The organism is Litoreibacter halocynthiae (assembly GCF_004365635.1).
Taxonomy (GTDB): domain Bacteria; phylum Pseudomonadota; class Alphaproteobacteria; order Rhodobacterales; family Rhodobacteraceae; genus Litoreibacter; species Litoreibacter halocynthiae.
Window position 1 is genome coordinate 476319 of record NZ_SOBH01000002.1, and the last position, 20291, is coordinate 496609.

Here is a 20291-nt window from a genome sequence, read left to right on the forward strand (position 1 = left end):
CGAGCAGAATCCGCAGCAATTGGCGCGCTATTCCACCACCTTGACCTCGTAGGGGACGGTCACAGCCGCCCCTTCCACACCGGGGCGCGACAGGTCGGTCAGCACCAGTTCGATGCGGTATTCTCCGGCATCCGGCAACGCGAAACCGGCGGTGATGAAATTGTCGAAATAGTCGTCCGGCACCGGAATCCGGTGGGTGCTTTGCCCTGTGTAGACGAATGCCGACGGCATGCGCTGCACTCCCGGCTCATCAAGCCGCGTCACGACCAAATCCATGTTGATCTCGTACCGCGCCTTCGAGGTTCCGGGATCGTAACGCCCGACATTCAGCAGGTTGGCGTGCAAGGAAATCCGCTCGCCTGTTTTATACACATTGCTAGCGCGGCGCACGGGTGGCCCGCCGGGCTGGCGCGCGGCCTCATTCACCAAGGCTTGCGATTTTATCGCCATCGGTGGCAGCGCGTCTTGTCGTGCCGCCGCGTTTTCATCGATTTGCTGGTCAAACGGCGTGCGCGGCCCGAACTGCTCAAGGTTGTTCATCATGTAACGCATCGACATCGCATAGCAGTCCTGCCGCAACTGCGGGCTGTCCATGGTGACGATCGTGTCGGTGTAGATGAATTCTCGGCCCGTCAACGGCTTGCGGATCAATCTGCATTCGGGCTGATCCAGCAGCACCTCCAACCCTTCTAAAAGCGGCTGTTGCGCGCTCGAGCTGAGAAAACTTTTCACGACCTGATCAAACTTGGCGGGGTCGGTCGTCGGCACGTTGGTCGCAAGAAAGAACGCCACCGTGCCACCTTCTGTTTTCGCCGTCTCGATGGTGCGGTCGATTGCATAGAAATCCGTGTCGATCACCGTGCGGGTGCTCGCCTCCAGCCCTTCTTGGGCCACAGCCGCGTTCCAAGCGGCTTCATCAACAACGCGCCCGTCGTTTTGGTTGATGACCACAAACCAGGCCTCCACGTCTTGCGCTGCGGCAGGAACGGCCAGAAGGGACAAGGTCAGCGGCAGGAATTTCAACATCAGAGCACCTCGAAATGACAAAACAATGCTCCAAGCGTAGCAAAGGGCGCAACAAGGCGCGCCCTTCATTTTCAATCTCATCGCCCGTAGGCGGGAAAAGGCTTAGGCCGACACGCGGCTCACGATGGCCCCAAGGTCTGACGCGATGGCGCCAATGTCGCCCATGGCATCGACCCGAACCAAAGCGCCCTTGCCGTCATAATAGTCAATCAACGGCGCGGTTTGCGCGTGATAGGCTTCAAGACGCGAGGCAACTGTTTCGGCATTGTCATCCGCGCGGCGTACCATTTCGGTCGAGCCGCATTTGTCACAGGTCTCCGCCACAACGGGGGCCTTGAACGTGTCATGATAGCCTTCGCCACACCCGCCACAGGTGAAACGGCCCGCAATGCGCGTGACCATCTCGGCGTCGTCCACATCCAGCGAAATAGCGGCATTGATACGTTGGCCTGACGCTTTCAGCAGTTCATCCAGCGCCTCCGCCTGTACCGTTGTGCGCGGGAAGCCGTCGAGGATCACACCCTTGGCGCAGTCCGGCTCTGCCAAGCGATCCTTGAGGATCGCCAGCACGATCTCGTCGCTGACCAGCGCACCGGATTCCATCACGGCTTTGGCTTGCTTGCCCGCCTCGGTGCCAGCGGCAACCGCGGCGCGCAGCAAATCACCCGTCGACAACTGCACAAGGCCGAAGCCTTCCTCCAGCTTACGTGCTTGCGTCCCCTTACCCGCGCCCGGAGGCCCGAGCAGGATCAGAACAGGTGCCGCATCGGGAACGTTGGATCCATCCATCACGCGTCCTTCCGATTCATGCGGTTGGCAATCAAATCATCGACCACCGCAGGTTCCGCCAGCGTGGAGGTATCCCCCAACGCGCCGAAATCATCCTCGGCAATCTTGCGCAGGATACGGCGCATGATCTTGCCGGAACGCGTTTTCGGCAGACCGGGCGACCATTGGATCAGGTCCGGCTTGGCAATCGGGCCAATCTCGGTGCGGACCCATTTCTCCAGCTCCTTGCGCAACTCTTCGGTCGGCTCCACCCCGTTCATCAAGGTGACATAGGCGTAGATGCCTTGGCCTTTGATGTCATGCGGGTAGCCCACAACCGCGGACTCGGCCACTTGGGCATGTGCCACAAGTGCGCTTTCCACTTCCGCCGTCCCCATACGGTGACCGGACACGTTGATCACGTCATCCACGCGCCCCGTAATCCAGTAATCGCCATCCGCATCGCGCTTACAGCCGTCACCGGTGAAGTAGTAGCCGGGGTAGTCGCTGAAATAGGTCTTCTCGAACCGCTCATGATCGCCCCAAACGGTGCGCATCTGGCCTGGCCACGAGTTGGCGATAACCAACACGCCATCAACGTCGTTGCCCTCGATCACCTCAGCCGATTGCGGGTCCAGCACCAGCGGTTTGATCCCGAAGAACGGCTGTTGAGCGGAACCCGGTTTCAAGTTCGTCGCCCCGGGCAGCGGGGTCATCAGGTGGCCGCCGGTTTCGGTCTGCCACCATGTGTCAACGATCGGCACTTTGCCCTTACCGACGACGTTGTAATACCAAGTCCACGCCTCTGGATTGATCGGCTCACCCACCGTGCCCAGCACTTTCAGATCGCTCAGGTCGTATTTTTCAACAAAGCTGTTGCCCTGCCCCATCAACGCGCGCAGCGCGGTCGGTGCAGTATAGAACTGGTTCACTTTGTGCTTCTGGCACACATCCCAGAACCGGCCTGCGTCGGGGAAGGTCGGCACGCCCTCGAACATGATCGTCGTCGCGCCATTGGCCAGCGGGCCGTAGACGATATAGCTGTGGCCCGTGACCCAGCCGACATCTGCCGTACACCAGAACACGTCACCATCATGGTAGTCGAAGACGATTTCTTGGGTCATCGCAGCATAGGCCAGATAGCCGCCGGACGTGTGGACCACACCTTTGGGCTGGCCAGTCGAGCCGGATGTGTAGAGGATGAACAGCGGGTCTTCGGCGCTCATCTCGGCGGGGCGACAAGTGTCGTCTGCTTCCATCGCCATCTCGTTGTAGTCGTAGTCACGGTCAGTCCAAGTGGTCTGCCCGCCAGTGCGCTTGACCACCAGACATTTCACGCTGTCCTTGCAGTGCAGCAGCGCCTGATCGGTGTTTGATTTCAGCGCCGTTTTGCGGCCACCGCGCGGGGCCTCGTCGGCGGTGATCACGACCTTGGCGTCACAGCCATTGATCCGCGCACCCAATGCGTCCGGCGAGAAGCCCGCGAACACGATGGAATGGATCGCGCCGATGCGCGCACAGGCCAACATGGCATAGGCGGCTTCGGGGATCATCGGCAGGTAGATGACAACGCGGTCGCCTTTGCGCACGCCGAGGGTTTCCAGAACGTTGGCCATCTTGCACACGGATTTGTGCAGCTGCTTATAGGTGATGTGCTTGGCGTCTTCCTTGGTGGGATCGTCAGGCTCCCAGATAATCGCGGTCTGGTCGCCACGGGTCGCCAGATGACGGTCGATACAGTTGGCAGCGACGTTCAAAGTGCCGTCGGCGAACCAGTTGATGTGGACGTTACCCAAGGTGAAATCCACGTCCGACACTTGGGTGAACGGCTTGATCCAGTCCAGCCGCTTGCCCTGCTCTGCCCAGAAGGCGTCGGGGTCAGCCACAGAGGCTGCGTACATTTTCTCGTAACCCGCCGCGTCCACATGGGCGGCCTTGGCGAAGGCAGGGTCCGGGGCATAGGTCGTGTCTGGATTGGATGGGGTCGTCATATGGTCCTCCGCAAAATCTGAGCAAGGAGCCTGACGCTAGGGCACTCCCGCCCCGCACCCTATCTCGTAGATAGTGCTCCCTTACCGGAGCTTATAGCACGCTCATTTTAAAATTGCCGTCAAGCGTCGGGTATTGAAAGATAATTTTGTAAACTTATTTCCCTTATTCAGTCGAAACTTGGGGGATAAGTTGTAAATTTAGTAAATTTATTGCCACTCCATTGACTTGCCGCAACGCAGCAGAGGCCATTTTAGCAGCCAACCTTCAGCAGTTTTCCACCACGTCGCGCACCCTATCAGACCATAGTCGCGCGACATGTTGGCGCAAAATGACGCAGCGGAAGGAAGGCTGCCCAAATAGGGCAACCTGCGATTCTCAGCTGGCGAGCACGTTGCGGAACTGCCAGGGGTCACTCTCGTCGATATCCTCGGGGAAATGCTGCCACCGGTCCTGCAAAGGCGTCCAGTCGGTGTAATGCCCCTCGACCGGCCCCAGATACGGGCGTTGAACCTCCAGACACCGCGCATGGTCCATCTCGTCGGTCTCGACGATCCCCGCATTCGGGTTCTCCAAGGCCCAGACCATCCCCGCCAGCACGGCCGAAGTCACCTGCATCCCCGTCGCGTTCTGATACGGCGCCAGCTTGCGCGTTTCCGCGTTGGACAGGCGCGAGCCGAACCACAGAGCGTTCTTCTCATGGCCGTAGAGCAGCACGCCCAACTCGTCGATCCCCTCGACGATCTCATCCACATCAAGGATTTCATGCTCCACCTGTTGGCGGCCGGAGCCGAACATCTCGTGCAGCGACAGCACCGCGTCGTCACAGGGGTGGTAGGCATAATGGCAGGTCGGGCGGTACTCAGGCGCATCCGCCGCGCCGACGGTGTAGTAATCCGAGATAGACACGGCCTCGTTATGGGTCACCAGATAGCCGAATTGCGGACCCGGCGTGGGGCACCATGTATGCACGCGGGTGATCGCACCCGGACGCTCCAGCCAGATCGCCGACTGACAGCCGACGTCATAGCTATGCGCGTTCTCCGGCATCCACGTCTCATGCGTGCCCCAGCCCAATTCAGCAGGCTGGAAGCCTTCAGCGATGAAGCCTTCGACCGACCATGTGTTCACGAACACATTGCGGGGGCGCGGCAGGCGGCGGGCTTGGGTGTCCCGCTCCGCGATATGGACCCCTTTGACACCGAGTGATTGCATCAGCTTGCCCCAGCCGTCGCGGGTGGTCGGCGCGGTCGCGTCCTTGCCGGTGTCCTGCGCCAGCATCAGCAATGCCTCTTTGACGAACCAGCTCACCATGCCGGGGTTAGCCCCGCAGCACGACACCGCCGTCGAGCCGCCGGGGTTAGCCGCCTTCTCGTCGCGCACTTTCTGGCGCAGGGCATAGTTGGTCCGCTCCGCGTTGCTTTCGGTCTCGAAATAGAAGCCGTCCCACGGCTCCACCACGGTGTCGATATACGGCACCTCCATCTCGCGGCAGAACTTCATCAGGTCCAGCGAGGACGTGTCCACCGACAGGTTCACCACGAAGCCGCGGCCCCGCTCCAGCATGCCCCCCAGCAAGTCGCGGTAATTCTCACGGGTCACCGCGTCTGGCACGAAGCGGATGTTGTGCTGTTTGAGGAAGTTGTGGTTGTCGGCGTTCGGCTCGATCACCACGAACTTGTCGGCGTCATACTCGAAATGCCGCTCGATCAGCGGCCACGTACCTTTGCCGATAGAGCCGAAGCCGATCATCACGATGGGGCCGTCGATACGACCGTAGACAGGGTGGGTCATTTATCTTCCTCCAAAGCAAAAAGACCGCCCCGAGGGGCGGCCTTTGGAACTGAATGCCGCAAGAACCTTAGTTCTGTGCGTAGTATTCGATCACGAGGTTCGGTTCCATCATGACGGGGTAAGGCACATCGCCCAGACCCGGAGTGCGCACGAAGGTCGCTTTCATTTTGGAGTGGTCGACTTCCATGTAGTCAGGAACGTCACGCTCCGGCAGTTGCGACGCTTCGAGCACCAACGCCATTTGCTTGGACTTCTCGCGGACTTCGATTACGTCGCCTTCCTTCACACGGTAGGACGGGATGTTCACACGCTGGCCGTTCACGGTCACGTGGCCATGGTTGACGAACTGGCGGGCTGCGAAAACGGTCGGCACAAACTTGGCGCGGTACACGACGGCGTCCAGGCGACGCTCCAGCAGGCCGATCAGGTTTTCACCGGTGTCGCCTTTAACGCGGGCAGCTTCAACGTAGGTACGCTTGAACTGCTTCTCGGTCAGGTCGCCGTAGTAGCCTTTCAGCTTCTGCTTGGCACGCAGTTGCAGACCGAAGTCGGACAGCTTGCCCTTGCGGCGCTGACCGTGCTGGCCGGGGCCATATTCACGACGGTTAACTGGGGATTTAGCGCGGCCCCAGATGTTTTCGCCCATCCGGCGGTCAATTTTGTATTTGGCAGCAGTACGTTTCGTCACTTGCTGATCTCCTTCTTGCATTTTCAGAAGGGCGTTGTCCTTCCCCCGGATTTTGCCGGGGTGACAGGGTTCCTCTTGCGAGGGCCACCAACACCAATGAAGAGGCGCTTTTAGACGGCTTCGGGGCAGAGTCAACAGGCTTTTGCAGCAGACCGAAAAGCACGGCATCTCACCCCATCGGCGCGGCTCGGTAATTTCCGAGGCCAGACACGCGATGCTGGCTAAAACGGGGCGCCCGGTTTCCTTCGTCCAACCATCCGCTATGCAGGACGAAGCGGGCATTCTTTGGGAGAGGCGCAGCATTCGTCCAAGGGCTGAAACCAGTTGCAAGCTGCAGAGGGCACGAACAGCCACTTGGGAAGCGTGCATCGACAGCGTCGCTATGCAATACTAACATCGGGTTCAGCATCTAGAGCTTGTTGCCGCGGATCGCTGACGTATGAGGCACCCATGAAGCTTTCCGCCCCACTTATTTGTTTTTTCACCGGCTTTCTAATTTTCTTCGTCGCGTGGATGTCAGGCTTCGGACCGCCTGATCACAACATTGGGCGCAGCATTGCCAGTGGTATTGTGCGACAAGGGTTTCAGGTTCTTGGTGGCGTGACCTGTGTTTTGGGTATAATTTGGCTCATAGTGCGCTGGTCTGACCGCCCACCGAGATGAGGCTGTGACGCTCTGGATTGGCTCGGGTAGGCGTCAAGTCGCTGCTTATCGACGAAGCCGACATTCATGCGCCCCGCAGCATCTGGTTAGATGGTCTCCCCCACATATTCGTCTCATCCACGCCAAGGTTCGTTTTTCTGCTTTGGGCCAGTGCCAAGATCAAGACTCGCGGGACGTACTGCCAAGCACGATATTGCTCGACGCGCCCAATCCATACCGCAGGCTTGTCCCGATCGCCACAACGCTCACCACCAACCAAAGCCCACCCCATAGCACGGTTGCCCCGCCGAACTCGTTAGCCATCATTCGCGCGTCGGATAGCAAATGCGACCGCGCGATGGTGTCGGAGAATATGTCGAACGGCACATAAATCATCGAGGTCAGCCCGATCACCCGCAGCACCAGATCATTGGCGCGGTGATCCAGCCATCGCGCCACCGCCAGCAACACAACTGCCAGACCGATGCAAAACAGCAAGGCAAACAGGTCGCGCAAATACAACGCTGCCACCACCAGCAGCAACAGCCCCAATCCCGCCACCACAACGCGGTCCGCCGTGCTGCGCAAGGCCGCGAACAGTAGCGCCATGCCAAGCAGCAACGACCCCAGATAGCCAGCCGTCAACGACCAGAAGCGCGAACCGCCGCGCAACTGCGCCAGCCCGCCTTGTTCCGGGGAAATGGTGATTTGCTCGATGGAGCCGCCAGTGAGGATCGCGGCCAATCCGTGGGACAGCTCATGCAGCAACACCACGACGATTTTCAGCGGCACCATGACCGGTGTCGACCACAATGCAAATATAATGGCGACCAGCACCAGCAACTGCCAATGGCCTTTCACAAAGGCCACGGGTCTACACCATGTCGTGCATCAGAATCGCAGCTTCGGAGCGGTCAAGATTGCGCCGCGCAAACGGGCCGTAGCTGTGCAAGTCGCGTTTCAAGTCGGGGAACAGGTCCAGCAATCCGGCACGTTGCCCGGCATCCACCGTCTTCAGCGTGGTATTCGCCGGATGGTAGCTTTCCGTCGCCACCCCGTTGGCCCACAGAACCTGATGACGCGACAACAGCAGATGAATATAGGTCACCTCTTTCACGGTGTGGTCGACAAAAACCGAATTGTCGTTGATCAGGTCGGACGCCGCCACCAGCACTTCTGATTGATTGAACAAGGCTTGCGCATTGGGGCCGGAGAACAGGATACGGTGATGCGGCGAGACCAGCAAATCCTCGTCCGGCACATCTAGGTCCAGCGCCGCCGCCCGCAGGCGCACAGGGCGCAACTCGGGCATCGCATAAAGCCGCGCGCCGGACATCCGGCGACAACCGATCCACAGAATTTCTTGCGCCCCGTCATCTTTGGTCTGCACCACGTCGCCAACATTCAGATTTTCCACATGGGCTTCGCCATCAGGCGTGCGAATGCGCGTGCCTTCGGTAAAGCAAATCACGTCACCGCCAAAATCGCTGGAACTGCGTTGAACCGCGGGTGTGCTTGGGGCGGAGGTCACACGGTACTCGCGCCCCGCAAGCGGCACGCCATCAACACACCACCACAACATCGTTGCCAGTTTGGAGGATCGTATCGGCACCAGCGTGAACCGCATCTCGCCATCCGACAGCACGTAGCCCTCTGGCCCTGACATCTCGTCGTCGCCAACGGTAACATCACCGCCTTCGGGTAAATCGAACTTGCGCTGCACGACGCGCGCGACACGGCGGCGCAAATCTTCGCGGCCGATCTCACCCGTTAGGATCAATGGAGAATGCGTCCCATCCAGACGCACGGCGTCCCCGTGCCAAGACCAGACCTGACCGGTCTGAGGCAGCTGTCCCAAAGCACTTGCGGCTCCGTCCAGCTGAATTTGGTCTGACGTGAGGACATACGTGCCTGTAAAGCCCGTTTTCATGTCCGTTACCTGCTCAAGTTTTTTATTTTTTTGGTCGTCTTTTTTTAAGCGGTAACACGAAAATCCGTATCTGGATAGGCTTGCGTTAACAATTCGTTAAGACGTGTAGCTCACCTGTTGCATAGAGGACTCCCTCGCAGCTGTCAGAATTGTATATTCACACTCAGCGCGCCGACAACCTGCCCCTCGGGCTGGCTCTCGTATTCCTCGCTCAGATAGGTCGCCCCGTAAAACAATGCCGCGCGCTGGAACTGCTGATGCACCCCCGTCCGAAACCGCGCCCGCAACTCTTTCGCAGCGATCCCTGGAGTGTCGAGGTATTTGCTATCCGCCACATACGCGACATCGCCGCCCATAATGAAAGACAAGCCCGTCGGCCGATCCCCGTGAATGCCGGTGTAAAGCAGCCCCGTCGTGCTGTCGCGCAGCAGCAAGGCCCCAGTCCCGAAGCCGCCAAAGGTCACATCCGCACCCACCCGCGCCAGCGTTTCCGCCCCCGCCTGAAGCTCCACGAAGGGGCGCACACGGCCCGCCCCGCCAAGCGCGAACACGCGACCGGCCTCGAATGTCACGGTCGGGTAAACCGCATTGGCAACCTGAAACCCGTCCACATTCACACCGGACGAGGCGAATACCCCGTGCAGTTCGTCCTGCAACTGATCCACCTTGGTTTGCGGGCCGACAAATACCAGATCCAGCCCAAGGCTCATCTCGGTGGCACCTTTTTGGAAATGAGTATGCGCCCCGACAGACAGCGCGCCCACATACAGGCGATCCGACGCTCTGGGCGCGGCCACGTTGACAGGGGTGATCATTTCGGCGCGGAACCGGTATTCGATCAATGCCCCGAAGCTGTCAGGCCGCCGCCCCGACCATTCCGTGCCGCGCAGATGCGACACCACCAACGACGCGCTGCGCCAACGGTCCTTGTTGTCTCCGATGGCGTCATTGGTGAAAAGGCTTCCCCACCCCAAAGAGCGGTTGCCATCAGCCGACGCGCCACCGGCCACAGCCAGCAGCATCACAGTCGCCACAAGAGTACGCAGAGATTTCATCGGGGGCCTCACGGTTATTTGCAGACGTTATCCGCAAAGCGGCCCCGTGCCACAAGACAGCGCCACGTCGCCAATCCCGCCCTACGGCATCTGCGCAACACGGCTTTCCGTTCCGCGCCCACCCATATCGGTCGGGGCCACCGAGACGGACTTGATCACCGCGTAGCAACTCAGCCCCGCAGTCAGCCCCATCGTTCTGGCGGAGCGTCGGGTGATCCGTGCCATCAACGCATCCTCGCCGGAGCGCAGCGCAACTGCCACCCCCGGCCCCTGCCCTTCATGTATCTGCGTCACCTTGCAGGGCAGGATATTCAACGCCGACAACCCGTCCGGCTTGTCTTTGGATAGGATCACATCGCTGGCACGAATGCGCACCCGCATCGCAGTTCCATCCTCGGCTTGCACCTTCGGAAGAAACAGGCGGCCGGCGCTGGTGGCCAATACGCTCAACCCGTCGCTGGCGTCGGCCTGCGCCACGGTGACATTCAGAATGGCCCCCGCCTCGCGCACCCCGATATCGGAAATTGCCGCCGGATCAGACAAAAGCTGCGCCAGCGCACCAGAGCGCGCCACCCGCCCGTCCCGCATCACCACCAGATGATCTGCAAGTTGCGCCACCTCGGACATGGCGTGGCTGACATAGAAAACCGGAATGCTGGTCTTGGCGACAAGCGCTTGCAGGTAGGGCAGGAACTCCGTCTTACGCGCATCGTCCAGCGCCGCCAGCGGCTCGTCCATCAGCAACACTTTCGGCTGGCTCGTCAGCGCCCGCGCAATCGCCACGCGCTGCGCCTCGCCGCCCGACAGGTCACGCGGATACCGCTCCAACAGGTGTTCGATGCCCAGCACGGCCAATCCCCCGTCTCCCCGCGTAGAGTAAAGCTGGTTTGGCCGCCCATAGCCGATATTTTGAGCCACGCTCATATGCGGGAACAAGCGCGGCTCTTGAAACACATAGCCGATCCGGCGCTTGTGTGGCGGCACGAATACTCCCGTCGCGCTGTTAAACAGCACCTGATCCCCAAGGCGGACATGCCCCGCGTCAGGGCGGCTCAGCCCAGCAATCGCGTTGATGATCGAGGTCTTCCCGCAGCCCGATGGCCCGAACAGCGCCGTCACCCCGCCTTCGCTCTCAAACGATGCATCCAGCGCGAAATCTCCAAGGCGCTGCGTGATCTGGACCGAAACGCTCATGCCCGCCGCCCCGCAACTTTACGTGCGACCCATTCGGACACCGCAACCGCGCCCAGCGCTATCACCAGAGACACCAGCACCAGTTTGCCCGCTTGGCTTTCGCCGCCGGGCACTTGCAAGAACGCGTAAATGGCCGAGGGGATGGTCTGCGTCTGCCCCGGAATGGCCGCGACGAATGTAATCGTCGCGCCGAATTCGCCCATGGCCTTGGCGAAGCCCAAAACCGCGCCTGCAATCACCGACGGCAAAGCCGCGGGCAAGGTGATCGTGCGGAAAACCCGCCACGGCGTCGCACCAAGTGTGGTGGCCGCTTGCTCCAGCTTCGGATCACTCGCCTCGAAGCCAAGCCGAATTGCGCGCACCATCAAGGGAAACGCCATGATCGCCGCGGCCAGCGCAGCCCCCGTCCAGCGGAAGGCGAACACGATGCCAAGGTTGCTGAGGAAGCCGCCCACCGCGCCTTGCGTGCCGAAGGTCAGCAACAACAGATAGCCGGTGACCACGGGAGGCAGCACCAGCGGCAGCAACACCAGCGCGTTCAACACGCCCTTGCCCACAAACTCACGCCGCGCCAGCAGATGCGCCACCCAGATCGCCAATGGCAGGATCGCCAGCGTCGCCACAATGGACACCCGCAGCGACAACCCAACCGCGGCCCATTCCTCTGGTCCCAAGCCAAGCATCAAGGCACCCCGAACCCGTGGGCCGAATAAATCGTGCGCGCCGTATCGCTTTGCAGCGCCTCCATCACAGCCTCCGCCTCCGGCTTCGCGCTGGCCGTCAGCGCCACGGGGTAGCGGATCGGCAGGTCCGGCAATTCAGGCAAGGCGTGGATCACATGCACCGCAGGCTCCGCAGCCGCATCACTTGCGTAAACCACCGCGAACGGCACCTCGCCACGGGCAACCAAGGCCAGCGCCGCACGGGCGCTGTCGGTTTCAACCAGACGAGGGGCGATGGTGTTCCAGTGGCCCGCGCGTTCCAGATAGGCTTTCGCGTAAATCCCCACCGGCACCGTGGCGGCCAGCCCCGTCGCGACGCGGCCATCGCTTGCCAACATGTCCTCGAAGGGCACTGCCTCATGGCCGACGATCACCAGCGCGTTCGACAACAGCTCCAAGCGGCTCTCGGGCCGGATCGCGCCCGCGTCCCGCGCTGCGTCCATCCACACCTCGTTGGCCGAGAAGAAGATATCCGCCGGTGCGCCTTGCATGATCTGCCGCGCCAGCAGCCCGCTGCCACCGTAGGAGATGCGAACGGGCAGGCCCTTCGTTACCTCGTCCAGAGCCGTCTTCAGACTAGACGCGGCGAAGATCACCACGTCCTCCGCCCGCACGGGCAGCGCGGCAAGGCAAAACGCCAAGGCTATGAAAACACGACGGATCATGGCCGCCGATTGTGGGCAATGCGCGCGCGGGCGCAAGGCCAAATGCTTCTTGCAGCGGCGCATAAGCGCGTTAGGCTGCGCCCTATGATGACATTCACCAAATCCGAGCTTGAGGACGCCTGCGCCCTCGTCTACCGCCACATGCTGCCCACGGCGCAATATAGCTGGCCCATGCTGAACGCCCGCACGGGCACACCCACTTGGGTGAAGCATGAAAACCACGGGCCCACCGGCGCGTTCAAGATGCGCGGGGCGATCACCTTCATGGACTGGCTGATCCGCACCCACCCGGACGTGCCGGGCATCTGCACCGCCACCAAGGGCAACCATGGGCAGGGACAGGCGCGGATGGCCACGGCGGCGGGTCTACGCGCGTTAATCTACGTCCCCCACGGCAACTCGGTCGAGAAAAACGCCGCCATGCGCGCCTTCGGGGCGGAACTGGTGGAGCACGGACAGGATTTCGATGAGGCCAAGGCGGAAGCCTTCCGCGTGGCCGAAGAACAGGGCCTGTTCATCGTGCCACCGTTCCACAAGGAACTGGTGCGCGGCGTGGCGACCTATGCGTTCGAGTTGCTCTCCGCCCAGCCCGATCTGGACACGATCTATGTCCCCATAGGCTGCGGCTCCGGCATCTGTGGCACCATTCTGGCGCGGGATGCCTTGGGGCTGAAAACCAAGGTGGTTGGTGTGGTGTCAGAGAATGCCCCGACCGCGAAACTATCGGTCGAGGCGGGACGCATGGTCGAGACCGACAGCGCCAACACCTTCGCCGACGGTATGGCCGTCCGCCTGCCGGTGCAGGAGGCCTATGACATCTATTCCAAAGGCGCGGAGCGGATAATCACCGTCAGCGACGACGAGGTCGCGGAGGCTATCCGCGCCTATTACACCTGCACCCACAATCTGGCCGAAGGTGCGGGTGCTGCCCCGTTGGCGGGGCTGTTGCAGGAGAAAGAGCAGATGGCGGGCAAGCACTGTGCGGTGATCCTGTGCGGCGGGAATATCGACACGGATTGGTTCTTGCAGGTCATGGCGGGCGGAACGCCCAAGGTTTAGCAAGTCTTAAAGCGACGCCTTCAACCGCGCGGTGAGTTGACCCAGCCGCGTGCGCACCTCGTTCCTGATCGCGCCCTCACGCGGGTCGTCAGTCAGCGTGGTGAACCAATGCTCCGGCGGGTTGCGGCCATGGCGGTTGCCCTCGAAGCTCAGGACCCGCAATACGGTTTCGGCCTGCGCGGGGAGGCGGTCCGGCGCCTCATACCCCGCCAACTCGCCCCAAACAGAAGTCCACAAGCGCCCGACGCTCCATGGGTTGTAGCCGCCCCCGCCCAGCACCAGCAGGCGCGGCGCGAGCGGTCGCAACGCCCGCAGCACGCGCAGATGCGCGTTGTTCGACAGGCTCAGATGCGACAGCGGGTCTTCCTCCACCGCATCCGCCCCACATTGCAAAACGATGGCGTCAGGGCGATGGGTGGTGACCACAGGCAGGATCAGGCGGTCGAGGATCAGCGCCATCTCGGTGTCGTTCAATCCGCGCGGCACCGGCAGGTTGAAAGCCGAGCCGCCTGCCTCGTCCTCCACCGCGCCGGTGCGCGGCCACAGGCCTTCCTCATGCACCGACACCATGACCGTGTCCGAGTCCCCCGCAAAGCCATGCTCCACCCCGTCGGGATGATGCGCGTCGATATCCACATAGGCGATGCGCTGCACGCCTTGGCGGCGCAGGGACAGCATCGCCAGCACCGGATCGTTGAGGTAGCAAAAGCCCCCCGCGCGGTCGGGAAAGCCGTGATGCGTGCCACCTGCGGGGCTGTAGACCACGCCACCATTCGCCAGTAACTCCCCCGCCAGCATGGCTCCGCCAGCCGAGGTTGCAGGGCGGCGGAACATCTCGGGGAAGACGGGATTGTCCAGTGTGCCGATGCGGTGGCGGGCGCGGGTTTCCGCGCTGACATGCTGCGCGTCCTCCGCCGCCTGCAACGCGGCGATATAGTCGGGGCTGTGCCAAATCTCCAACGCCTTAGGCTTGGCACGGGGAGAGTTGACGAACTGCGCGGGCGGCAGCCACCCCAACGCGCGGCTCAGGTCCATCACGGTCGACACACGCGGCACCCGAAGCGGGTGTTTCTTGCCGTAGGAAGAGCCGCGATAAATCTCGGAGCCAATGAAAAGCGGTTGGGTCAACATGGGGCATATACCTAGCGGCTCTGCGCTGAAGGAACAGTCGTTTCGGCGCAAGACTCTTTAATTATCTACATTTGCGGGCTACCTTAGGGAAAAGGGCGTGTAATCGCGCCGTCGGAGCAGAGCATGTCGCTGATCAAAATGAAACACCCCGCCCTCCGCATGGAGGACGCCCAGAAACGGGACGTGCGCGCCCAGTTCGGGGCGCTGTGTTTCCGTGTTCAGGATGACGAGACGCAGGTGCTTTTGGTGACCTCGCGCAATTCTCGCCGCTGGATTATCCCCAAAGGCTGGCCGATGGAAGACCAGTCCCCCGCCCAAGCCGCCGCCATCGAGGCGTTCGAGGAGGCAGGCGTCGAGGGCAAGGCTTACAACATCTGTCTGGGCCTTTATTCCTATACCAAGATTATGGCCAAATCCGACAACCTGCCCTGCGCGGTGTCGGTGTTTCCGCTGAAGGTGCAGAAGACCCGTAAGGTCTGGCCTGAAAGCAAGCAGCGCACTCGCAAGTGGTTCAGCTTAAAGAAGGCCGCCGCCCGCGTGCGAGAGCCGGAATTGCGTAAGATTATCAAGAATTTCGACGCGGCTTTGCTGAAAGCCTGAACCGATTGAGGCTTGCCTTCGTCCCGCGCGTGCTTAGATTTATATGACGCTATAAGGACCACTCCGCGCTATGATCCGCTACGCCCTCACCTGTGCCAACGACCACAGCTTCGACAGCTGGTTCCAGTCGGCAGACGCCTTCGACAAGCTGTTGTCGGCGGGCATGGTGACCTGCGCAATCTGCGGCACCGACGAGGTCAAGAAGTCCATCATGGCCCCCCGCGTGCGCACCTCGGATGACAAGCCGCTCTCCGCCCCTGCCTCCCCCGCCGAGCAGGCGTTGAAGGAGTTGCGGGCGAAGGTGGAGGCGAACTCGGAGAATGTCGGCAAAAACTTCGCCAAGGAAGCCCGCGCCATGCATGACGGCACAGCGCCGGAACGCTCGATTTATGGCGAGGCGAAGCTGAAGGACGCAAAGGCGCTGATCGACGACGGCATTCCCGTGGTGCCGCTGCCGTTCGGGCCGAGCCGCAAGAGCAACTAGAGAGTTTGGCAATGTCACATGATGCGCGCCCTGTCCTGTCCATCATCGTAAGGCGGTTCGGGCACGAATTCAGAGATGACATCATGCAGTCCCTCGAACAATTGCAGAAAGCCGCCGCCAATGAGGAAGGGTATCTGGGTGATCACAACAGCCTGTCGCAGCAGGATGATTGCTACGAACTTGTAAACGTTTTCTCATTCGACTCGCGAAAGAACCTCGAAAGATGGGAAAGCTCGGACCTGCGCAAAGAGTGCCTGGCGGATCTGGACCGGCATCCGCAGAAGGTCACGAGACATCCCCATGTCGACGAATTCTCCCTACTTCTGAGCCCCAAATCGCGGGTGAGCAAAATCGAAATTGTGGTAATTCTGATCTTCTGGATTCTTGTCCTAGGCGCCACATTGGGCTTTTTCGCCGATTTGCTCCTACCTGCAACCTTCCCTGCCGCAGTTCGGTCGGTCTTGCTGATTTCGATCAACGTCGTGCTGATCAGCTACATTTTCCTCCCTTGGTCAAGCAGCTGGCTGACACGGCTCAAAACCCGTCTTGCCGTCAAGAAATCCGGCAAATGACGCGCATTCCTCAGCAAGTCGATGCCTGACTGACCCCGCGCCCCTTGCCCTTGGCTGCGTCGCGTCATAAGACGCAGCACGACACGACAAGGGGCACAACCCATGCCAAGACTGGTGATGAAATTCGGCGGTACGTCCGTCGCCAATCCGGACCGCATCCGCCGCGCCGCAAAGCGCGTGGGCGTCGAGGTGGCCAAGGGCTATGAAGTGATCGTCATCGTGTCGGCCATGTCCGGCAAGACCAACGAACTTGTGGGCTGGGTCGAGGACGTCTCGCCGCTCTATGACGCCCGCGAATACGACGCGATCGTCTCGTCGGGCGAGAACGTCACCGCGGGCTTGATGGCGCTGACCTTGCAGCAAATGGACGTGCCTGCGCGCAGTTGGCAGGGCTGGCAGGTGCCGTTGATGACGACGGACGCCCACGGCTCCGCCCGTATCGAGGACATTCCGACCGCCAATCTGGACGCGAAGTTCAACGAGGGCATGAAGGTCGCCGTTGTCGCCGGCTTCCAAGGCATCAGCCATGAGGGCCGCATCACCACGCTGGGGCGTGGTGGCTCTGATACGACAGCCGTGGCCTTCGCCGCCGCATTTGAAGCAGAGCGCTGCGACATCTACACCGATGTAGACGGGGTCTACACCACCGACCCGCGCATCGAGGACAAGGCCCGCAAGCTGGACCGCATCGCCTTCGAGGAAATGCTGGAACTGGCCTCTCTGGGCGCAAAGGTTCTGCAAACCCGCTCGGTCGAGTTGGCGATGCGCTACGGCGTGAAGCTGCGGGTTCTGTCAAGTTTTGAAGAAATGGACGACAACGCGGGCACGCTTGTGTGTGCCGAGGAGGATATCGTGGAAAGCAACGTAGTCGCAGGCGTGGCCTTCGTCAGGGACGAAGCCAAAATGACCCTTATCTCGGTCGCCGACCGTCCGGGCATCGCAGCCGCCATTTTCGGGCCATTGTCCGAAGCGGGCGTGAACGTGGATATGATCGTACAAAACATCTCGGAAGAGGGTCGCACCGATATGACCTTCTCCTGCCCCGTCAACGAAGTGCCCCGCGCCGAAAAAGCCATGGCGGAAGCCAAGGCCTCCGGCTCGATCAACTACCACGATCTGGTTGCAGACACGGATGTGGCAAAGGTTTCGGTGGTCGGCATCGGCATGCGCAGCCACGCAGGTGTCGCCGCGAAAATGTTTGCCGCCCTTCAGGCGGAAGGTGTCAACATCAAGGTTATCACCACCTCCGAGATCAAAATCTCGGTGCTGATCGACCGCAAATACATGGAACTGGCCGTCCAAGCGCTGCATGACGCCTTCGAGTTGGATAAGGTGGGCTAAACCCCCGCTATTCCTCGCTAAAAACCGATAATACCGTTAGCGCCCGCGCATCGTCGCGGGCGTTCGTTTTTGGGAAACCCCGAAAGAGTGGCCTTCACAATTGGTACAGTCCCCGCCCAAGAATGAGACTTATCAGCCCAATATTTGCGCTTTCGGAACATCTGGCGTCTTGTGATGCGTGAAAACGCATCGTATCGGCGACTTTCCTCTAAGCAGGCAAGTCTCCCCTCTCCACTTCCCCAGAAAACTCCCGTATAGCAAATAGTGAGACCACAAGGGGGGGCGAGGGTTTTGCCCAACGGAACTGAAAGTGAAAGCCGCAAGCTGCTTGGCCGCCTGCGCGATACCCTTGCCGAAGAAGGCGCGGGGCAGGAAAGGCTTGACCGGATCACCACCATCATCGCGGAATCGATGGCGACCGATGTGTGCTCTATCTACCTGTTTCGCGACGCGGAAACGCTGGAGTTGTGCGCCACCGAAGGTCTGAACCAAGAGGCCGTCCACCAGACGCGGATGCGGATTGGCGAAGGTCTTGTCGGCCGCGTCGCGCGGACTTCCACGCCGGTGAACACACCCGACGCCCCGTCCGCCCGCGGGTTCCGGTTCATGCCGGAGACCGGCGAGGAGATTTTCTCGTCCTTCCTCGGCCTGCCCATCCAACGGTTAGGCGACACGCTCGGCGTGCTGGTCGTCCAGTCCAAAGACGCCCGCAGCTACACCGAAGACGAAGTTTACGCGCTGGAAGTTGTGGCCATGGTGCTGGCCGAGATGACCGAACTGGGTGCGTTCCAGGGCGAAGGCGCCGCGATGAGCGCACGCCACGTCCAGCAAGCGCTGTTCCGCGGCGGCACCGCTCAGGAAGGGGCCGCAGAGGGTCACGTCTACCTGCACGAGCCTCGCGTCGTGATCACCAACCCGATTGCCGACGATCCCCATGTCGAACTGCGGCGTCTGGAGGATGCCATGGCGACCCTGCGCGGCTCGGTCGACGAGATGCTGGGCGCGATGGGCAAGAACACCGACAAGGAACAGGTGAAGGTGATCGAGGCGTATCGCATGTTCGCCAACTCCCGCTCTTGGGTGAAGCGCATGCAGGAAAACGTCGGGCTGGGCCTATCGGCCGAGGCCGCCGTCGAGAAAGAGCAATCCGCCACCCGCGCCCGTATGGAAAGTGTGCCGGACGCCTATCTGCGTGACCGGCTGCATGATCTGGACGACCTGTCGAACCGGCTGCTGCGCCTGCTGACCGGACAAGGACGCGACACCGGCGCGGAAATGCCGGACAACCCCATTCTGGTCGCCAAGAATATCGGGCCGGGGGAATTGCTGGACTACGGCAAGAAGCTCAAGGGCATCGTGCTGGAGGAAGGCTCTGTCGGCTCCCACGCGGCGATTGTTGCGCGCGCTTGGGCCATCCCGCTGGTGATCAACGCCAAGCGGATCCTGACCGAGGCGCTGAACGGTGACCACATTCTGGTCGATGGCGACCAAGGTATCGTTCACCTGCGTCCGGAGGATGCGGTTGCCGCCGCCTTCCGCGACAAGATCGCGATGCAGACGCAGGCGCAGCAACGCTACACCTCCATCCGCGAAAAGCCCGCCACCACGCTGGATGGCGAAACGATTGCCTTGCACATGAATGCGGGCCTGATGGCCGACCTGCCCTCGTTGGTCAGCTCGGGCGCGGAGGGCGTGGGCCTGTTTCGCACCGAGTTGCAATTCCTGACCCGCGCACGGGTGCCGCGCCGGTCCGAACTGGCGTCCATCTACGGCTCTGTCATGGATGCCGCAAAGGGCAAGCAGGTTGTGTTCCGCACGCTCGACATCGGGTCGGACAAAGTGCTGCCCTATATGAAAGCCACCGAGGAGCCGAACCCCGCGATGGGCTGGCGGGCCATTCGTGTCGGGCTGGACAAAAAGGGCGTGATGCGGATGCAGCTGCAAGCGCTGATCCGTGCCGCCAACGGGCGTCCGCTCTCGGTCATGTTCCCGTTTGTCGCCCAGTTCGACGAATTCCGGGACGCCAGACAGCATCTGCTGGACGAGTTGGAGCGCGAAAGAAAGTTGGGCCACACCCTGCCCGTCGACGTCAAAATCGGCGCGATGCTGGAGACCCCGTCGCTGGCCTTCGCCCCCAAACAGTTCTTCGAGCTGGCGGATTTCATCTCCATCGGCGGTAATGATCTGAAACAGTTTTTCTTTGCTGCCGACCGCGAAAACGAGCGTGTGCGCAAACGCTATGACACGCTGAATGTCAGCTTCCTGACCTTCCTTGAGCAAATCGTCGCGCGCTGCGCCGAGACCAACACGCCGGTTAGTTTCTGTGGCGAAGATGCAGGAAGACCCGTCGAGGCATTGTGCTTTACAGCAATCGGTTTGCGGACGCTGTCGATGCGCCCTGCCTCCATCGGTCCGGTGAAAAGCCTGCTGCGCCGAACGGATCTGGCCGAGGCCAAGCAGGTCATCGACGCCGCCCGCCTGTCGGGGGCGCAATCGGTGCGGGCCGCTGTTATGGACTGGTTAACGGGCCGCGCCGAGACGTCCTGACCCCGGAAAACAAAACGACCCGCCGCACGGTTTTATCCGAAGGGCAGGCCGCGTCAGCGAGAGGGAAGACCCGCTGGAAACTGG

At 61.2% G+C, this 20291-nt stretch carries 18 protein-coding genes; 6 read left to right on the plus strand and 12 right to left on the minus strand.

What is annotated here, in order from left to right; translation table 11 throughout:
• Positions 1 to 27: 27 nt before the first annotated feature.
• From BDE40_RS09615 to modA, 11 genes are all read right to left on the minus strand, one after another.
• On the minus strand, positions 28 to 1026 hold the full coding sequence (locus BDE40_RS09615; protein WP_134014351.1) for a hypothetical protein: 999 nt from the start codon (positions 1024 to 1026) through the stop codon (positions 28 to 30).
• A 102-nt stretch (positions 1027 to 1128) separates the two neighbouring features.
• A complete protein-coding gene (locus BDE40_RS09620) occupies positions 1129 to 1815 on the minus strand; it encodes an adenylate kinase (RefSeq protein ID WP_134014352.1) in 687 nt (228 codons plus the stop codon).
• The gene (gene acs, locus BDE40_RS09625) at positions 1815 to 3785 is read right to left on the minus strand and encodes an acetate--CoA ligase (protein WP_134014353.1); all 1971 of its coding nucleotides are present in this window, start codon (positions 3783 to 3785) and stop codon (positions 1815 to 1817) included. Before acs ends, BDE40_RS09620 begins: the two co-directional genes overlap by 1 nt.
• Positions 3786 to 4161: 376 nt before the next feature.
• Positions 4162 to 5577: a homospermidine synthase gene (locus tag BDE40_RS09630; RefSeq protein ID WP_134014354.1), complete on the minus strand. Its 1416-nt coding sequence runs from the start codon at positions 5575 to 5577 to the stop codon at positions 4162 to 4164.
• A 67-nt stretch (positions 5578 to 5644) separates the two neighbouring features.
• The gene (rpsD, locus tag BDE40_RS09635) at positions 5645 to 6265 is read right to left on the minus strand and encodes a 30S ribosomal protein S4 (protein ID WP_073142972.1); all 621 of its coding nucleotides are present in this window, start codon (positions 6263 to 6265) and stop codon (positions 5645 to 5647) included.
• An 822-nt stretch (positions 6266 to 7087) separates the two neighbouring features.
• Complete coding sequence (locus BDE40_RS09640; protein ID WP_134014355.1) at positions 7088 to 7777, minus strand: M50 family metallopeptidase; 690 nt, start codon at positions 7775 to 7777, stop codon at positions 7088 to 7090.
• A gap of 4 nt (positions 7778 to 7781) precedes the next feature.
• Positions 7782 to 8837, minus strand: a complete 1056-nt coding sequence (locus BDE40_RS09645) for a Hint domain-containing protein (RefSeq protein WP_134014356.1) — start codon at positions 8835 to 8837, stop codon at positions 7782 to 7784.
• Between the two features lie 143 nt (positions 8838 to 8980).
• Entirely contained in the window at positions 8981 to 9892 is a 912-nt protein-coding gene (locus BDE40_RS09650) for a lipid A-modifier LpxR family protein (RefSeq protein ID WP_134014357.1), read from the minus strand.
• A gap of 81 nt (positions 9893 to 9973) precedes the next feature.
• On the minus strand, positions 9974 to 11086 hold the full coding sequence (gene modC / locus BDE40_RS09655; RefSeq protein ID WP_134014358.1) for a molybdenum ABC transporter ATP-binding protein: 1113 nt from the start codon (positions 11084 to 11086) through the stop codon (positions 9974 to 9976).
• The gene (gene modB / locus BDE40_RS09660) at positions 11083 to 11769 is read right to left on the minus strand and encodes a molybdate ABC transporter permease subunit (RefSeq protein WP_134014359.1); all 687 of its coding nucleotides are present in this window, start codon (positions 11767 to 11769) and stop codon (positions 11083 to 11085) included. Before modB ends, modC begins: the two co-directional genes overlap by 4 nt.
• Positions 11769 to 12473, minus strand: a complete 705-nt coding sequence (modA, locus tag BDE40_RS09665; protein WP_134014360.1) for a molybdate ABC transporter substrate-binding protein — start codon at positions 12471 to 12473, stop codon at positions 11769 to 11771. The genes modB and modA overlap by 1 nt, the downstream gene beginning before the upstream one ends.
• Before the next feature lie 84 nt (positions 12474 to 12557).
• Here modA and BDE40_RS09670 point away from each other — a divergent pair, with 84 nt between their 5' ends.
• Complete coding sequence (locus BDE40_RS09670) at positions 12558 to 13532, plus strand: threonine dehydratase (RefSeq protein ID WP_134014361.1); 975 nt, start codon at positions 12558 to 12560, stop codon at positions 13530 to 13532.
• Positions 13533 to 13538: 6 nt separating this feature from the next.
• Here the strand turns inward: BDE40_RS09670 and BDE40_RS09675 are convergent, their stop codons facing one another.
• Positions 13539 to 14663: an acetoin utilization protein AcuC gene (locus tag BDE40_RS09675; protein ID WP_134014362.1), complete on the minus strand. Its 1125-nt coding sequence runs from the start codon at positions 14661 to 14663 to the stop codon at positions 13539 to 13541.
• A 123-nt stretch (positions 14664 to 14786) separates the two neighbouring features.
• On the opposite strand from BDE40_RS09675, the gene BDE40_RS09680 reads away from it, so the two are divergent.
• The 5 genes from BDE40_RS09680 (at position 14787) to ptsP (ending at position 20207) form a co-directional block, all read left to right on the plus strand.
• On the plus strand, positions 14787 to 15263 hold the full coding sequence (locus tag BDE40_RS09680; RefSeq protein WP_134014363.1) for an NUDIX hydrolase: 477 nt from the start codon (positions 14787 to 14789) through the stop codon (positions 15261 to 15263).
• A gap of 70 nt (positions 15264 to 15333) precedes the next feature.
• On the plus strand, positions 15334 to 15747 hold the full coding sequence (locus BDE40_RS09685; protein ID WP_134014364.1) for a DUF1178 family protein: 414 nt from the start codon (positions 15334 to 15336) through the stop codon (positions 15745 to 15747).
• A gap of 11 nt (positions 15748 to 15758) precedes the next feature.
• Positions 15759 to 16319 carry a putative antibiotic biosynthesis monooxygenase gene (locus BDE40_RS09690; protein WP_134014365.1) on the plus strand — a complete coding sequence of 187 codons (561 nt, stop codon included), beginning with the start codon at positions 15759 to 15761 and terminating at the stop codon, positions 16317 to 16319.
• Between the two features lie 102 nt (positions 16320 to 16421).
• Entirely contained in the window at positions 16422 to 17660 is a 1239-nt protein-coding gene (locus BDE40_RS09695) for an aspartate kinase (protein WP_134014366.1), read from the plus strand.
• Positions 17661 to 17951: 291 nt separating this feature from the next.
• On the plus strand, positions 17952 to 20207 hold the full coding sequence (ptsP, locus tag BDE40_RS09700) for a phosphoenolpyruvate--protein phosphotransferase (RefSeq protein ID WP_134014367.1): 2256 nt from the start codon (positions 17952 to 17954) through the stop codon (positions 20205 to 20207).
• The last annotated feature ends 84 nt before the right edge of the window (positions 20208 to 20291 follow it).

Excerpts from the sequence above, each read along its gene's own strand:
- BDE40_RS09615 (WP_134014351.1), bottom strand. The coding sequence starts at position 1,026 with ATGTTGAAATTCCTGCCGCTGACCTTGTCCCTTCTGGCCGTTCCTGCC.
- BDE40_RS09620 (WP_134014352.1), bottom strand. The coding sequence starts at position 1,815 with ATGGATGGATCCAACGTTCCCGATGCGGCACCTGTTCTGATCCTGCTC.
- acs (WP_134014353.1), bottom strand. The coding sequence starts at position 3,785 with ATGACGACCCCATCCAATCCAGACACGACCTATGCCCCGGACCCTGCC.
- BDE40_RS09630 (WP_134014354.1), bottom strand. The coding sequence starts at position 5,577 with ATGACCCACCCTGTCTACGGTCGTATCGACGGCCCCATCGTGATGATC.
- BDE40_RS09645 (WP_134014356.1), bottom strand. The coding sequence starts at position 8,837 with ATGAAAACGGGCTTTACAGGCACGTATGTCCTCACGTCAGACCAAATT.
- BDE40_RS09650 (WP_134014357.1), bottom strand. The coding sequence starts at position 9,892 with ATGAAATCTCTGCGTACTCTTGTGGCGACTGTGATGCTGCTGGCTGTG.
- modC (WP_134014358.1), bottom strand. The coding sequence starts at position 11,086 with ATGAGCGTTTCGGTCCAGATCACGCAGCGCCTTGGAGATTTCGCGCTG.
- modB (WP_134014359.1), bottom strand. The coding sequence starts at position 11,769 with ATGCTTGGCTTGGGACCAGAGGAATGGGCCGCGGTTGGGTTGTCGCTG.
- modA (WP_134014360.1), bottom strand. The coding sequence starts at position 12,473 with ATGATCCGTCGTGTTTTCATAGCCTTGGCGTTTTGCCTTGCCGCGCTG.
- BDE40_RS09670 (WP_134014361.1), top strand. The coding sequence starts at position 12,558 with ATGATGACATTCACCAAATCCGAGCTTGAGGACGCCTGCGCCCTCGTC.
- BDE40_RS09675 (WP_134014362.1), bottom strand. The coding sequence starts at position 14,663 with ATGTTGACCCAACCGCTTTTCATTGGCTCCGAGATTTATCGCGGCTCT.
- BDE40_RS09680 (WP_134014363.1), top strand. The coding sequence starts at position 14,787 with ATGTCGCTGATCAAAATGAAACACCCCGCCCTCCGCATGGAGGACGCC.
- BDE40_RS09685 (WP_134014364.1), top strand. The coding sequence starts at position 15,334 with ATGATCCGCTACGCCCTCACCTGTGCCAACGACCACAGCTTCGACAGC.
- BDE40_RS09690 (WP_134014365.1), top strand. The coding sequence starts at position 15,759 with ATGTCACATGATGCGCGCCCTGTCCTGTCCATCATCGTAAGGCGGTTC.
- BDE40_RS09695 (WP_134014366.1), top strand. The coding sequence starts at position 16,422 with ATGCCAAGACTGGTGATGAAATTCGGCGGTACGTCCGTCGCCAATCCG.